General features: G+C 70.5%; 11 protein-coding genes. 7 read left to right on the forward strand and 4 right to left on the reverse strand.

Translation table 11 applies throughout. The annotated features are described in order from the left end of the window. Window positions 1–114 precede the first annotated feature (114 nt). The 5 genes from ACFV6I_RS29150 (at window position 115) to ACFV6I_RS29170 (ending at window position 5,562) form a co-directional block, all read left to right on the forward strand. Window positions 115–2,037 (forward strand): nucleotidyltransferase domain-containing protein, encoded by a 1,923-nt coding sequence (locus tag ACFV6I_RS29150; RefSeq protein WP_380428497.1) that lies wholly within the window; start codon window positions 115–117, stop codon window positions 2,035–2,037. After that, entirely contained in the window at window positions 2,034–3,164 is a 1,131-nt protein-coding gene (locus tag ACFV6I_RS29155; protein ID WP_380428499.1) for a hypothetical protein, read from the forward strand. Before ACFV6I_RS29150 ends, ACFV6I_RS29155 begins: the two co-directional genes overlap by 4 nt. After that, window positions 3,142–3,936, forward strand: a complete 795-nt coding sequence (locus tag ACFV6I_RS29160) for an SDR family NAD(P)-dependent oxidoreductase (RefSeq protein ID WP_380428501.1) — start codon at window positions 3,142–3,144, stop codon at window positions 3,934–3,936. The genes ACFV6I_RS29155 and ACFV6I_RS29160 overlap by 23 nt, the downstream gene beginning before the upstream one ends. Window positions 3,937–3,970: 34 nt before the next feature. Beyond that, window positions 3,971–4,402, forward strand: coding sequence for an NUDIX domain-containing protein (locus ACFV6I_RS29165; protein ID WP_380428503.1), 432 nt, complete (start codon window positions 3,971–3,973; stop codon window positions 4,400–4,402). Window positions 4,403–4,599: 197 nt separating this feature from the next. Then, a complete protein-coding gene (locus ACFV6I_RS29170) occupies window positions 4,600–5,562 on the forward strand; it encodes a hypothetical protein (RefSeq protein WP_380335390.1) in 963 nt (320 codons plus the stop codon). An 87-nt stretch (window positions 5,563–5,649) separates the two neighbouring features. On the opposite strand, the gene ACFV6I_RS29175 is transcribed toward ACFV6I_RS29170, so the two are convergent. From ACFV6I_RS29175 to ACFV6I_RS29190, 4 genes are all read right to left on the reverse strand, one after another. Continuing rightward, the gene (locus ACFV6I_RS29175) at window positions 5,650–7,332 is read right to left on the reverse strand and encodes a DEAD/DEAH box helicase (protein WP_380335392.1); all 1,683 of its coding nucleotides are present in this window, start codon (window positions 7,330–7,332) and stop codon (window positions 5,650–5,652) included. Window positions 7,333–8,285: 953 nt separating this feature from the next. Further along, window positions 8,286–9,905 carry a hypothetical protein gene (locus ACFV6I_RS29180; RefSeq protein ID WP_380335395.1) on the reverse strand — a complete coding sequence of 540 codons (1,620 nt, stop codon included), beginning with the start codon at window positions 9,903–9,905 and terminating at the stop codon, window positions 8,286–8,288. 94 nt (window positions 9,906–9,999) lie between these two features. Next, window positions 10,000–10,815: an LPXTG cell wall anchor domain-containing protein gene (locus ACFV6I_RS29185; RefSeq protein ID WP_380428504.1), complete on the reverse strand. Its 816-nt coding sequence runs from the start codon at window positions 10,813–10,815 to the stop codon at window positions 10,000–10,002. Window positions 10,816–10,916: 101 nt separating this feature from the next. Next, window positions 10,917–11,930: an LAETG motif-containing sortase-dependent surface protein gene (locus ACFV6I_RS29190; protein ID WP_380428506.1), complete on the reverse strand. Its 1,014-nt coding sequence runs from the start codon at window positions 11,928–11,930 to the stop codon at window positions 10,917–10,919. Window positions 11,931–12,137: 207 nt separating this feature from the next. Here ACFV6I_RS29190 and ACFV6I_RS29195 point away from each other — a divergent pair, with 207 nt between their 5' ends. Further along, window positions 12,138–12,368 carry a hypothetical protein gene (locus ACFV6I_RS29195; protein WP_380373502.1) on the forward strand — a complete coding sequence of 77 codons (231 nt, stop codon included), beginning with the start codon at window positions 12,138–12,140 and terminating at the stop codon, window positions 12,366–12,368. Between the two features lie 30 nt (window positions 12,369–12,398). Beyond that, the gene (locus ACFV6I_RS29200; RefSeq protein ID WP_380428507.1) at window positions 12,399–13,718 is read left to right on the forward strand and encodes an amidase; all 1,320 of its coding nucleotides are present in this window, start codon (window positions 12,399–12,401) and stop codon (window positions 13,716–13,718) included. Window positions 13,719–13,831: the final 113 nt, after the last annotated feature.

A 13,831-nucleotide genomic window follows, 5' to 3' on the forward strand; every position in this document is an offset into this window, starting at 1 on the left:
GCGCCCCCGCCGCGGGCGCCCCCCCCCCCCCCCCGGGCGCGGGGGGGGCGGGGGGGGGGCGCCCCGCGCCCCGTCCACCGCCCCACAGATGTTGTGCACCACCCGGAGGAAATCGTGTCCATCTCCCCTGAGCACGACCCCACGCCTTCCCGACCCGTCACGATCGCGGTCAGCGGTCCCGACAACGTCGGCAAGACCAAGCAGATCGGCATCCTGACCCGCCGTCTCGGTCCCGCCGCACATGCCACTGGACCGCTGGACGACTACGACCCGCGCTGGGGCGCCATCAAGGCCCTGGGGATGGGCGCCTGGTGGTTCGAGTGCGGCCCGGTCGAGGAGGTCGCCGACGTCCTCGCCAGCTCCTACCTGGAACGTTCCCGCAGGCCCGCCGCTGCGCCTGTGCGTCTGATGGACCGGGGCATCCCGATGCTGGAGGCGTCACTGGCAGCCACCGTCGCGGTGCGCGAGCGTCTCAGCCCCGACGAGGCCGCCGACCGGGCGCGCAAGCTCCTCGATCCGTACGCCGCCGACGTGCGGGCCGCCGAGGCGGCCGAGTACGGCATCGTGCTCCTGCACGACGACGACCCGGTGATCGGCACTTCCCGCAGCCTCTCCCACGAGCGGCAGGTCACCCCGGCCTACGCGGACTACCAGCGGCACCTCCACCTTCAGGTGCACCGGCTCGTCGCCGAAGGCAGGTGGGCGGAGACCATCGTGGTCGGCGAGCGCCGGGTCGTGGCCGTCCAGGACGAGATCCGCCAGCGCCTGCACCCGATCGCCCCGCTCGTGCCGTCCCGCGCCCTTCCCGGCGTGCGGGTGGTCGCGCTCGGTGGCATGTCGGAGAGCGGCAAGAGCACGGCGGGCGAGTACCTGCGGGTCAGGCACGGGTACGCGCGCCTCAAGATCGGCTACCTGATCGAGGACGCCGCCCAGCGCGCCGGCATCGCTGACCCGTACGGGCTCCCGGCCGTGGTGCGGGCCGAGCTGCTGGTCGACGGCCTCGACCGCTACTGCGCGGCCCACCACTTCCTCGACCACGTCACCGTCGAGTCCCTGCACGACCAGGACGCGACCGCCGAGCTGCGGCGGATGCTCGGCGAGCAACTGACCGTCGTCTACGTCGACGCGACGCCGCAGGTCCGCGCCGAGCGCGGCACCGCCGGGCCCGAGGACGTGGTCGAGCGCGACGCCGTCAAGGCCCGCCGCGGTGCGGCTGGGGTCGCCTCGATCGCGCAGGAGGTCATCGACAACAACCACAGCCGCCTGCACCTGGAGCGCCGCCTCGACGGGATCGCCCTGGCCCGCCGGTGGCCGCTGCGCAGGCCGGCCACCATGCCGGTGAACACGCTGGGCCTGCCCGTCCACCTGGAGTCCTACCTCTCCGGGCTGCTGGACCGCACCACCGTCCAGGCGCCGCCCGTCATCGACCTCCTCGCCGTAACCGGCAGCGGAGCGCGCGGCAAGTACCAGCACGGGTGGTCCGACCTGGACGTCTTCGTCGTCGCCGAGCAGGACAGCCTCCCCGGGCTCCGGCAGGCCCTCGCCGAACTCGAAGCCGAACTCGGTGGCGTCAAGCTCGGCCTGACCGTGCTGACCCAGGACGAGTGCCGCACCGGGGCGGTCACCTCCCGCCTGCTGCACGTCCTCATGCTGATCGGCTCCGGCTCCCTCGTGCCGCTGTGGTGCCGCCCCGGCCTGGCCCTCCCCGCCCCGGACGCGGCCGGCGACGTGGCGGTCAGCGTCGAGGCCGGCGTACAGGCCGCCATCGAGATCCGCCGCCAGATCCTCAAGGGAGCCCCCGACCTCCGCGCCCTGTTCAAGATCACCGCTCTGCTGGCCAAGGTGATGCTGCGCTTCGAGGGCACCGAGCGTGCCTCGGACGACGATGCGCTGGGCGTCTTCCTCGACCGCGAGCCCGCCACCGACGCCGACCTGCGTCGCCAGGCCCGCGAGGACCGCGAGAAGGCGGTGGAGCTGGCCAACATCGTCCTGGGCCACTGGCTGGCCACCATCGCCCTGCCGACGAGCCGCACATGAACGGCCCCGCCACTTCTGTCCCGGCTTTCCGCAAGATCCTCGCCCCCGCCGCAGCGCAGGCCGAGGTCCAGGGCTGGCAGGCCACCGCACGCACCCTGCCGGTGCCCCAACTACTGGGCCACAGCCGGGCAGGCGGCAAGCACGTCGTGGCCTACGAGGACGTGTTCGCCACCGGCCGGTGCACCATGCTGCTCGGCGACGTCATCGCTACCGCCGACCGGTACCCGAGCGCCCTGCCACGGGTCACCGCGCTGATCGACGCCGTCTGCGACAGCCTGCTCGCCGCCGTCGCCGACAGCGGAAGCGCCGCGCCGCTCTCGGCCTGCGTGCCCGGCCTCTACCTGGACCGCATCCGCCCCGGCGGGCGGATCGACACCTGGTACCTGTCCGGCCGCCTCGCCGTCCCCGCCTCGCGCACCGGCCAGCCGCTGCCCGTACACGCCCTCACCGGCCACATCTTCGTCGTCAACGGCGTCCCGATGCGGCTCGACCTGCCCGCCATCGTCTGGGAAGCCCGCGAAACGCTCTGCTCCGCCCGTACCTGGGTCACCGCGCTCACCCAGGGCGACCCGACCGAGCCGAACATCGCCGACCCGCTGTGCTGGCTCGACTTCCAGTACGCCGGCCGTAACACGCTCGCCGGGGAAATCGCCATCCTCCTCTGGTACTTGCTCGGCATGGGCGGCTGGCTCGTACCGACCTACCAGCCCGAGGTGTACGCCCGCACCCTCCCGCTGCACCTGCCGCCGGTCACCACCCCGCACCTCGAACACGTCGACCACGACGAGCGGCACCGCCGCCTGGAAGTCCGCTACACCTGGGCGGTCGGAGTCGGGCGTCAGGCCGCAATCGACCGCCTGCTGAAGCGCGTTCGCGCCGACCTCGCGCCCGCCGCCGGACTGGCCCCGGACCGCTTCCTCGCCCAGATCCGCCACTTCCTCACCCTGCGAATCCTCGGCGTCATCCCGCCCCGCCGCTTCACCGGCCACGACCTCCTCCTGCTCCTGGCCAAGCTCACCGAGACCCAGAACCCCGAGACCGTCTGCGAGACCTTCACCTGCACCCATCCCGCGCCAGCCACCGGCCCCGACGATCGGACCGACCATGACCACACCCACGCCGCTTGAACTGCCCATCGCCGCCCTGCCGCTCCAGGGCCGGGTGGCCCTGGTCACCGGCGGAGCCACCGGGATCGGCGCTGCAACCAGCCGAGCGCTCGCCGCCGCCGGTGCCTCCGTCGCCGTCAACCACCTCGCGCAGATCCGCCGGGCCCGCACCGTGCTCGCCGACGTGCGGTGCGAGGGCCTGCACGGCATCGAGGTCAGCGCCGACCTCACCGACCCCAACGCCGTTGCCGCCCTGGCCAGTCAGGTCGAGTCCGAACTCGGCCCGATCGACATCCTCGTCAACAACGCGGGCGCCTACCCCCGCATCCCGTGGGACGAACTCGGTGAGGATGAGTGGGCGCGCGCCATCGAGTCCAACCTGACTATCCACTACCGCACTTGCCGTGCCATCACGCCGGGCATGGCCGAGCGCCGATGGGGCCGGGTCATCAACATCGGCAGCGTCAACGCGCGTGCCGGCCGCCCCGGACTCACCGCCTACAGCACCGCCAAGGCCGGACTCCTCGGCCTCACCAGGTCGCTGGCCAGGGAACTTGGACCGGCTGGCATCTGCGTGAACACTGTCGTACCCGGGGCCATCCAGGTCGAGGCGGAGAACGGCCTGCCCGCCCACCACCGCGCCCGGCCCGAGGACCAGATCCGCCGCCAGTGCGTCCAGCGCCGGGGCCGCCCCGAGGACGTCGCCGCCGCGGTCGCTTTCCTCGCCGGGCCGAGCGCGTCCTTCATCACCGGCCAGTCGTTGCACGTCGACGGCGGCTGGATCCTCCACTGACCGGCCCGTCCCATCGAACAGGAAGCAGGGCACCATGCAGCACCGCGTCCGCGCCGTCCTCCTCACCCCGAACGACACCATGCTGCTGATCAAGCGCATCCGCCCCGGCATCGACCCGTACTGGGTGATCGTCGGCGGCAAGATCGAACCGACCGACGCCAGCCCCGAGGAGGCCCTGCTGCGCGAGGTCCGCGAGGAGATCGCGGGCGAGGCCGAGATCGTCAGCCTCCTCCACACCATCGAGACGGACGACGAGCGCCAGGACTTCTACCTCGCCACCATCAAGAAGTGGAGCTTCGAGGAGCGCACCGGCCCTGAGTTCAGCCAGGAAGGCCGAGGCGAGTACATCCTCGAAGAGATCCCTCTGACCGCCAACGCCCTCGACACGGTCAACCTCCTGCCCCAGGACTTCGCGGCCATCCTGCGCGACGCCGTCGAGCGAGGGGAACTCCTCGCCGCCCGCTGACCGCAAAAGGCGGCCGGGTCGGCTCGGCCGCCCGACATCCACGCGAAGCGATGGTCCTTGATGTGATCAAGACCGCTGCGGCAAAAGGACCTTGGTGCGGCGAGTGACGTGGTACGTTCCGTGGTCCAACCGAAAATAGGCGACCCCGGCGGTGCTACCAACACCCCGGGGTCCGGCAACAGGAGTGCAACCTCCCGATGCGTGTCCATCGTAGCGCCCACGTGCGCAACTTCACCGTGCTGCCCAACGGCCTCCTGCAGGACCGGCGGCTGTCTTACACCGCCCGCGGCCTGCTCACGGACCTCCTCTCCCGCCCGGACGGCTGGCGCGAGGATGGCCGGCACATGGCCGACACCAGCCCGCAGGGGCGCGGCGCGATCAGCAAGGCCCTGAAGGAGCTGACCGAGGCCGGGTACTACCGGGTCGAGAAGATCCGCATGCCGGACGGGACGATCCGCACCGAGACCCACGTCTACGACACCCCGCAGCTCGCGCTGCCGAGTACCACCCGTCCGGTCTCCGGTAGAGCGACCACCGGCAGTGCTGGCGTCCCTCTTGTAAAGAACCGGTACCAAGAACCCTCCCACCCCGCCGAGCAGGCCGACCAGCAGTCGGCCGCTGCCGGGGACACCGCCGACCGGCCAGAAGGGCGGGAGGAGGGCCAGACCATCGACCAGGAGACTCCGGCCGTACCGGACGAGCAGGTCCGCGAGGCAGTGGTCACGCTGTTTCGGGTGATTCGTCCGGAGCCGCGCCTGCGGCTGGGCGAGGCCGAAGCCACGGAGCTGGCGCCAATCGTCGCCCAGTGGCTGGAGCGCGGCAGCACAACCCAGGAGCTGGCCCAGGCCCTGCTGCCCGGCCTGCCCGTGCCCCTGCACTCTCCGGTCGGCGTGCTCCGCAGCCGCCTGCAACGCAAGATGCCGCCTGTGCGGGCCCCGCAGCAGCCCGTGAAGCCCCGGTACGCTGAGTGCACCAAGTGCCACGACCCGCTGCCGCGCCGGGGCATCTGTGCCGCGTGTGCGGGCCTCGGCGGGCGGACGGTCCAGGTCGGCGATGGGGCGGCTGTAGCTGCTGCCGGAGCCGCGCGTGTCCGGGCAGCCATGCTCGCTGCCAGGTCGACGCTGATCATCGGGCAGTTCGCCGCCGTAGCCGCCCGATAGGCGCTCATCGCCGTGCTGGCGTTGATGCCGCTGCCTGAGGACTTGTTCCGCGGCGAAGGATGAGGGCCTTGGTTCTGGTGTCGGCCTTCAGCTGGTTGGCTTCGCGTCGTGGATCCAACCATCGAGGATGACGAGGCGCTCGTTCAGTGTGTGCATGGTGGCCTGCTCGATGTTGTCCTCGTGGAAGAAATCGTGGAGGCTGCGGTGGATCTCACTATGAGGCTGGCGCCTCAGAGCAGCTAGGTGTCCCACCTTGCGATTAACGACCAGCCGCAACTCCATCTTCTGTTCGGCCAGAGTCTGTTCCTTCACGACTGGCCAGGGCCTGCCGTCGCCCGTACGGACCCCAGCCAAACGCATCAGGCGGACAATGGCAGAAGGTTCGGAACTGATTGGCAGGCCAGCTTCTTGCCCCAAGCGTCGAGCCTGTAGGAGCAGAGACTCGCCAATGGCCTCACCCTTGTTGATTGTGTACGGGTGAATGGAATTTGAGGTGCCGATCACCTCCAACTTGCGCGGGGGAGTTACTGTGGAGGGAATTGCTCTATCGGCAGATTCGCTGCTGGTGTGGCGTGTCCGAATCCTTTCCTCCTGATCGCGCAGCACGTGCTGGACGGTCAATTCGATCCGCGCAGCGGGCTCAAGGAGTGGCTGGATGGTTGGGATGAACACACGTGCATACAGGTCGTCGTCTTCTCCACGGCGCCGGATGCAGCGGCCTACGACCTGACGGAAAAAGAGCTCCGTGCGAGTGCGGGTCGCATAGACGATCACTCCCAGGCGTGGAATGTCGACACCCTCGGCGACCATCTGGACGGCGACAATCCAACGGGACGAACCGGTGGAAAACTCGTAAATGCTCCTCGACGCGAGAGGCTTGTCCGAGATTGCAAGCGTGGCAGGCTCTCCCGTAAGGCTTTCGAGGATCGCAGCGTATTTTCGGGCGTGCTTTTGATCAGTGGCAAGAACCAGCCCGCCGATATCCGGAGTGTCCTGCCGGATCAGCGATAGTTCGTCGTTGGCGCGGCGCAGGGTCGAGGGAATCCAATTCTTTTCCGGGTCAAGGGCGGCGGTAAGGGCGTGCGAGATTGTCCGTGGATCGGTTTCGGACAGCTTCCTTGCCGTCGCGTGCTCGGACGCCAGCCGCCATCTGGCCTCGCCGTCCAGGGCCGGGAAAACGACGGGTCGAACAACGTCCTGGTCCTGCAGAGCCATGCCGTAGTCATAGTTGATGTCAGGGATTACCCGGCGTTCCTCGTCGTAGCGAAGGAACGGGATCGGCTTTGCGTCGGTCCGAAACGGAGTGCCGGACAGCATGAGCCGCCTGTGCGCGTCGCTGAACGCCTCGAACAGCGCCGATCCCCATGCGAGGTGCTGAGCGTCCCCAGCGTGGTGCACCTCGTCCAGGACTACCAGGCATGGCCGACCGGACTGGTTGGCCATGCGGGACCACACAGACGGGTCGGCCGCCACGGACTGGTACGTCGTCACCACGCCGTCATAGTCGGTTGCGGTGTTCCTTCTGGCGTTCTTGAAGGTTGGGTTGAGCTTGATGCCCGGTCCCGCTGCGGCTCTGGCCCACTGTCCCTTCAGGTGGTCGGTCGGCACGACAACAACGACCCAACTGATCTCGCCGCGGTCCATCATCGCTTGGGCGGCGAGCAGCGCGAATGCGGTCTTGCCTGCGCCCGGGGTAGCCACTGCCAGGAAGTCGCGATTCGTCCCCAGGAATTTGCGCAGGCCGCCGTCCTGCCACTGCCGCAACCGCACGTGCCGAACCTCCAGTCGGGACTGCGCCCCGCGACTACTGCGGGCATCACCGTGGTCAGGCGACCAGCGCGGGCGCAGGATCGGCAACTGTGCTCCAGCCGCCGCTGATCACCAGGTAGAACCTGGGCTGCTGTCGGAGCTCCGCGAGGTTCACAACATGGCACCGTAGACCAACGCAGGAGTGGTCTATCCGCGTTGAAGGGGGGCGCTGAGGGATCCCTTGGAGCGCCCAGCATCACCCGAACGGCGCACAGCAACGGCGTGCGCCCCCTCGTTACTCCAGGCGCCGACTCATCCAGGTGCTCCGTACGGTGGCGGGGTGGTGGTGAGCTGAACCGGGCGGCCCCAGGTCACATCTGGGGCACATGAGAGCCCAAAGTGCCACTGACCAGTGCGAACTACTGAAGGTAGTTTCGCCTGGTCAGCGGCACTTTGCGGGACGAACCCGCAGGTCACGGGCCTGTAGTGATCAAAAGATCCTCAAGTGACAGGACGGCGCGCTGCTGCGGGCGGCGTCGTAGCGCTGATGCCCTAACAGCCAAGGAACGTCGAGGGCCCGGGCAAGAGAAAACAGCGGAGCATGGACCAGGGAGTGGTCGGTGCTCTCGCCGGTTGGCAGCTACAGGCGCGTCAACGGCGCCAACGTTCCCTGGCCCAGGCAACCACCGCCACGGTCACGGCCCCATCCACTGCTCGGCCCAGCCGCCGGTGCCTGCGGCGTAGCCAGCGGTGTATGCCGCCGCGACTGCAGCAGCCAGAACTTCGAGTCGCGGTGGCCTGTGGCTCTCGCCACCGATTGCGCGCATAGTGGAGGCCTTCCCCTTCGTTCGGCGCGTTCGTCGGTTAGGTGGAAGGCAAGGGTGTCCGCTACGGCCTGCCCTATACCGCCACCCATGGTGCGATGGTCGGCACCACTGGTGGGGACATCCGGCCTGGCCTGCGCGAGTCGAGCCCTAGGGGCAGGGACTCCTGAGGTCGGCGACGGTCACCAGCACAGCGGTCGACGCCTGAACGCGAGTCACCCCGTTGGTCGCCGGGTCGAACAGTGCGACCCGGGGGGCGAGGGGGTCGAAGGTGAGAAGTGGACGTCCGGTAACCAGAGGCTCCCCTTGGACGGCCGCGGCTGCGCTCGTCGGCCTGACACAGACGGCACGGGCGGTGAGCGCGTGGAACGCCGAGGGCGGCTTTCCGGCAGAGACCTGGGGGCGGGCACCGTCGGCGGAGCGGCTTCCGTTCTCGGTCGCCGAGACGATCACCACCAGGCCGTAGAGCAGGACCAGCGGGACGACAATCAGTTTGCCGAGATCGACGTGAAGCTGCCGGAAGTACCCCACGCCGGCCAGGATCAGAAGGACAGAGGCGATTCCGATGGCCAGGGGTCTGGTGGTCGGGGTCACCTGGTCCATGGTGGACAGGTTGACATCGGCCATCTTCATTCCGAATTTCTTCAGATAGGAACCATAGGAGAGGTCGCCGACCATTCGGAGAAGTGGCGGTGCCAGCGAGATGGCAATCGGAACGGCCCAGAGGACCAGCCTTTCCGGACCGGTTCCGCGAATCAGGTGGCGGAGTCCGAAGACGACGAACACCAGGTACAGTGGAGCGAATCTCGACAGTGGTGTGACGATCTGGTTCTCGCCGAGTGAGATGCCGATGGCGATTCCTATGGCGGCGAACACCGTGGCGACCGCAGATTTGGCGGCTGCCGGGACAGGCCGGTCGAGATGGGGAAACGACAGGTAGAGCAGCAGCGTGTAGACCAGCGCGAACGCGGAGAGCCCGGCCAGGTGCTCGGTGGCCGGAGTCCACCGGGGCTCGGACGCGATGACGATCGAGGTGCCGCCGATCCACACACCGAGGGGCAGGTAGAGCGCGATTCGGTCCTGGCGGATCCAGTACCGCTTGCCGTTCTCCGGGGAACGGTCCGCTGGGACGGGGAACGGCAGGCGCAAGCCGGAGCGTGCGGGCCGGGCGGGTGGGTTAGGAAGGTGCCGGCGACGGGAGAACTCCTCTGCCGCCTCGCGGTGCGAGGCGGCGTGGATCACTTCGCCGGTGTCGCGCAGTCCCATTGCGATCCGGATCCGGTCGACCCTGCCGCGAAGGCCCTCCCGTCGTGGCAGCCGTCGGTGGACGTGGTAGACGGCGGAGCGTACGGCGCTGGGCTGGAGGACCCAGGCGCCGCGGATGTCGAACAGCAGGCCGTGTGGTTCGAGAAGGTTGACGACCTCCAACGTGGCGACCCGTTCCGCACCTCGGGAGATTCCGACCAGCGGGACGTCGACCAGCCAGTGGGAATCGAGACCCTGGCGGCCCTCGGCCGTGTGGGGACTGTGAGTCCTGGTGTCTCTCGTGAGATTCCACCCGGCCTCTCTGAGGGCGGCTGCGATGTATTCGCTCTCCGCGGATTCGACGGACAGCGAGACTCTGACCCGGGTGTCGAATTTCTGCGCGGGTAGTGTCGCGCTGTCCGTCGATCCGTCTTCGGCGGGATCTGCTGCGCGTTGTTCGGGAATTCGGTTCCGCTCTCGCGAAGAGGTCGGGCGAAAACGCCTCAGGAACTCGTTGTCGGGCACGGGGTGGTCCTGTTCGGCCAGGTGATGCACTTTCCAGGCCGTGATGTTAACAGCCGCCCCGGGAGTTCTTCCCGCGCATTTCCGGTGGGCGGGATCAGGTGTGGGTGCGGCGGCGGGTGGTGAGGAGGAGGGCGGCGCCGAGGAGGACGGCGGTGGTGCCGGCGATGGCGAGGGGGCGGGTGGCGGTGCCCGCGCCGGTGTCGGCGAGGTGGCCGGGTGCGGTGGTGGGGGCGGCGGTCGGGCCGGGGGTGGCGGTCCGGTCGCCGACGCTCATGGTGCCGGTGTAGCTGCCGGCGAGCTGGGGGCAGTTGTACTTCTTCGCCGGCGCGGAGCCGATCGGGAGCACCTCGGACTTGCCGGTGAAGGTGAGCCGGTGGTCGCCGAGCGGGGCTCCGGCGGCGGCCCGCAGCCGGAGGGTGAGCTTCTGGCCCTGGGCGAGCTGGTAGGTGCCGGTGTCGGTGGGGATGCCGGAGACAGTGAGGGGCTTCCAGCTGCCGCCGGGGGCGCGCAGTTCGACGGCGAGGCTGCCGCTGCCGGTGAGCGTGACGGTGGTGGCGAGCTCCATTACCGTCGTGGTGCTGACGTTGTCGAAGGTGACCGTGAGTTCTCCCGGGGTGTCGCTGCTGCCGGTGACCGGCATCGGCGAGGCCATCGGGCCCTCCGGACGGTCGTACGGCCAGGGCGAGCCGGTGGCGGTCGGGGTGGCCGAGGGGGTGGCCGTGGCGGACGGCGTTTCCGAGGACTTGGCGGTGGGGCTGGGGCTGCCGGACGGGGTCTCGGCCGTCGCGGTGGCGGTCGGCGTCGTGATCGGCGTGGCGTCGGCGGCGAACGCCGGGGCCGTATCGAGGGCGGCCGGGCCGACGGTGAGCGCGAGCAGGGCGCAGGCGGCGGGAAGACGGGCGGAACGCATCGGAGGGTTCCAGCAGTGGGGTCGGGGTTCGCGCTCCGGAGGGTAGACCGACGAGGGGCGTGAACGGTTGTCCACGCCCCTCGGGTTCATTCGGCGGGGCGTCAGCTGTGCGCGCCGGCCTTGCGGCGGCGCAGGACGAACACGGTGCCGGCGCCGGCCGCCAGGACGGCGGCGCCGCCGAGGGCGATCGGCAGGGTGTTGGAGTCGGCACCGGTCTCGGCCAGGTGCGGGCCCGCCGACGGCGAGGCGGAGGCCGAACCGTGGCCGGCGGCCGCAGGGGTGCCGGCAGTCGGCGTGGCGGCCGACGCGTCGGTCACCTTGAACAGGTCGTCGACCCGGTAGCTGCCGTCGTACCGGAGGCAGCTGTCGGTGGCGGGGGCGCCCGGCACGTCCTTGGCCTCGAACTGCTCGGAGTAGCCGCTCAGCTGGGCGAAGTAGCGGGCGGTCACGGCCTTGTCGGTGGCCGCGAGACGCACCTGGAAGGTGATCTTCTGCCCCTTGGCGATCTTGTACTCGCCGAGGTCCACCTGGAGGTAGGACATGTTGTCGCCCTTGATGCTGCTCGCGGCGGGGGTCTTCCAGTCCCCACCGGGCAGCTTGACCTGGATGGTGAACGACTCCTTGCCCCAGGTGATCGGGTTGATCACCGGCTCCACCTCGCTCACGTCGGTGAAGAAGAAGTCGGCGTCGACCTTCTTGAGGTCGACCGGGCCCGTGTTCTCGAAGGTCACCGTGGCCTCCTGCGCCGCGCCGCCCTTGACCAGGGTGGTCTTCGCGAGGCCGGTGCCGGTGACCTTGAGGTCCTGGTGCAGGCCGCCGCGGCAGGGTCCGCCGCTGGGCGTCGGCATCGGCGGGGTCGGCAGGTTCGTGGGCTTGCCGGTGGGCGCCGGGGTGGTCGGGGCCGGGGTGGTGGGCGCCGAAGTGGTCGGCGCCGGGACGCTCGGGGTGGTGCTCGGGGCCGGGGTGCTCGGCGCCGGGGCGCTCGGGGTGGCCGTGGTGGAGGTGGGGGGCGGAGAGGAGGGGACTCCGACCGCACTCGCGCTGACGGCGCCGACCGTGGTGCCGAAGGAGAGCGCCATCAGCGCGGAGGCGGCCAGAAGGCGAGAAGAGCGCACGTTGAGAAGCTCCAGATTGGGGTAAATGGGGTCGATTTCGGGCGACTTGAGGCCTCCGGCAGGGCCGTCGGCGCGGGTCGCGCCCGCGAACCCTACCGGTTGCGAGTGGCTTGTTTCGATCAGATTTGGCGCTAAGTGATCGATGCTGCCCAGGCGCCCGTTCGGCCACCGGTTGCCGGGGTGGCCGGGGGGCCTGACGATGGCCGCATGAAGCACCAGATGCGAGCCGAGTACGGGGCCGGGGGTGCGACCGGCGGGGTGCGGTTGTGGCACATGGTCCGGGGGGTGGAAAGCGTGGCGATGTGCGGCCGGGAGCTCGACCCGGACGCGCAGGTGCGGGAGCCCGTGGACTGGGGCAAGACGCCGGAGCTGTGCTGCCACACCTGCGGGGCGTACTACCTGCGCGAGACGCCGTACCTGTCGGCCGAACACCAGTAGTGCGTCCACGGGTGGTCTACCGTGATCGGCATGGAGCAACCCCTCGCCCGGCCGCGGTCGTTGACCCGTGAGGCCGCCGGGCTGCGGTCCGGCGTACCGGACCTGTCCGAGCACGTCGACCGTTTCTGCGCGCTGGTCGAGCGGGTGGACCCGCTGATCCACGCGTTCGTCCCGGAGCCGGGGCGGCACGACCGGCTGCACGCGCAGGCGCGGGCGCTGGCCGCGCGGCACCCCGAACCGGCCGGGCGGCCGCCGCTGTACGGGGTGGCGGTGGGGGTCAAGGACATCGTGCACGTGGACGGGCTGCCCACGCACGGCGGTTCGGCGTTGCCGCCGGGGGTCCTGGCGGGGCCGCAGGCCGTGGTGGTGGACCGGCTGCGGGCGGCCGGGGCGCTGGTCGCCGGCAAGACGGTGACCGCCGAGTTCGCGGCGAGCGCGCCAGGACCGACCCGCAACCCGCACCATCCCGGGCACACCCCGGGCGGCTCCAGCAGCGGGTCGGCGGCGGCGGTCGCGGCGGGGCTGGTGCCGCTGTCGGTCGGCACCCAGACGGTCGGGTCGGTGATCCGGCCGGCCGCGTACTGCGGGGTGGTGGGCTTCCGGCCCACGTACGGGCGGATCCCGATGGCCGGGGTGATCCCGAACGCGCCGAGCTTCGACACCCTGGGGGTGTTCACGGCCGACCTGGCCGGGGCGGCCCTGGCGGCCGCACTGCTCTGCGACGACTGGCGGGGAGAGGCGGCAGCCGGGGCCGGGGGCCGGCCGGTGCTCGGGGTCCCGGACGGGGCGTACCTGGAGCGGGCCGAGCCGGCGGCGCTGCGCGCCTTCGAGGAGAGCCTGGAGCGCCTGGCGCAGACCGGCCTGACGGTGCGCCGGGTGCCGCTGTTCCCGGACTTCGCCGGGATCACCCGGCAATTGCAGACGATCAACCGCTTCGAGCTGGCCCGCGGCCACGCCGACTGGTTCGCCCGGTTCGGCGGCCTGTACCGGCCGGAGACGGCGGCCAGCATCCGGGTCGGCCAGGGCGTCGCGGCCGAGGACCGGGCGGCCGCGCTCCAGGCCCGGGAGCGGTTGCGCGAGCGGGTCGCCCGGGCGACCGCCGAGGCCGGGGTGGACCTGTGGCTGGCGCCGTCGGCGACCGGCGGGGCGCCGGAGGGCCTGCACAGCACCGGGGACCCGGTGATGTCGCTGCCGTGGAGCTACCTGGGCCTGCCCGCGCTGAGCCTGCCGGCCGGGCGGACGGCGGAGGGGCTGCCGCTGGGCCTCCAGGTGGTCGGCACGGCGGGCGGCGACGAGCGGCTGCTGGCCCAGGCGGCTTTTTTGGAAGGGGCGCTGGGCCGAGAAGCCTAGAAGCGACCTAGGGGCTCTCTTTCGGATCACGCCGGGCGCGCGACGCCGGAGCACGCACCTCGCCGCGTTGTCGTCGGTCGCCGATGCTCCGCATGGACTCCCTCCTCCGCCTT

This window comes from Kitasatospora sp. NPDC059803 (assembly GCF_042732255.1).
In the GTDB taxonomy this organism is placed as follows: Bacteria; Actinomycetota; Actinomycetes; order Streptomycetales; family Streptomycetaceae; genus Kitasatospora.

Coding starts and splice junctions, on each gene's coding strand:
- ACFV6I_RS29165 (WP_380428503.1), top strand. CDS start 3,971: ATGCAGCACCGCGTCCGCGCCGTCCTCCTCACCCCGAACGACACCATG.
- ACFV6I_RS29200 (WP_380428507.1), top strand. CDS start 12,399: ATGGAGCAACCCCTCGCCCGGCCGCGGTCGTTGACCCGTGAGGCCGCC.
- ACFV6I_RS29195 (WP_380373502.1), top strand. CDS start 12,138: ATGAAGCACCAGATGCGAGCCGAGTACGGGGCCGGGGGTGCGACCGGC.
- ACFV6I_RS29185 (WP_380428504.1), bottom strand. CDS start 10,815: ATGCGTTCCGCCCGTCTTCCCGCCGCCTGCGCCCTGCTCGCGCTCACC.
- ACFV6I_RS29160 (WP_380428501.1), top strand. CDS start 3,142: ATGACCACACCCACGCCGCTTGAACTGCCCATCGCCGCCCTGCCGCTC.
- ACFV6I_RS29170 (WP_380335390.1), top strand. CDS start 4,600: ATGCGTGTCCATCGTAGCGCCCACGTGCGCAACTTCACCGTGCTGCCC.
- ACFV6I_RS29155 (WP_380428499.1), top strand. CDS start 2,034: ATGAACGGCCCCGCCACTTCTGTCCCGGCTTTCCGCAAGATCCTCGCC.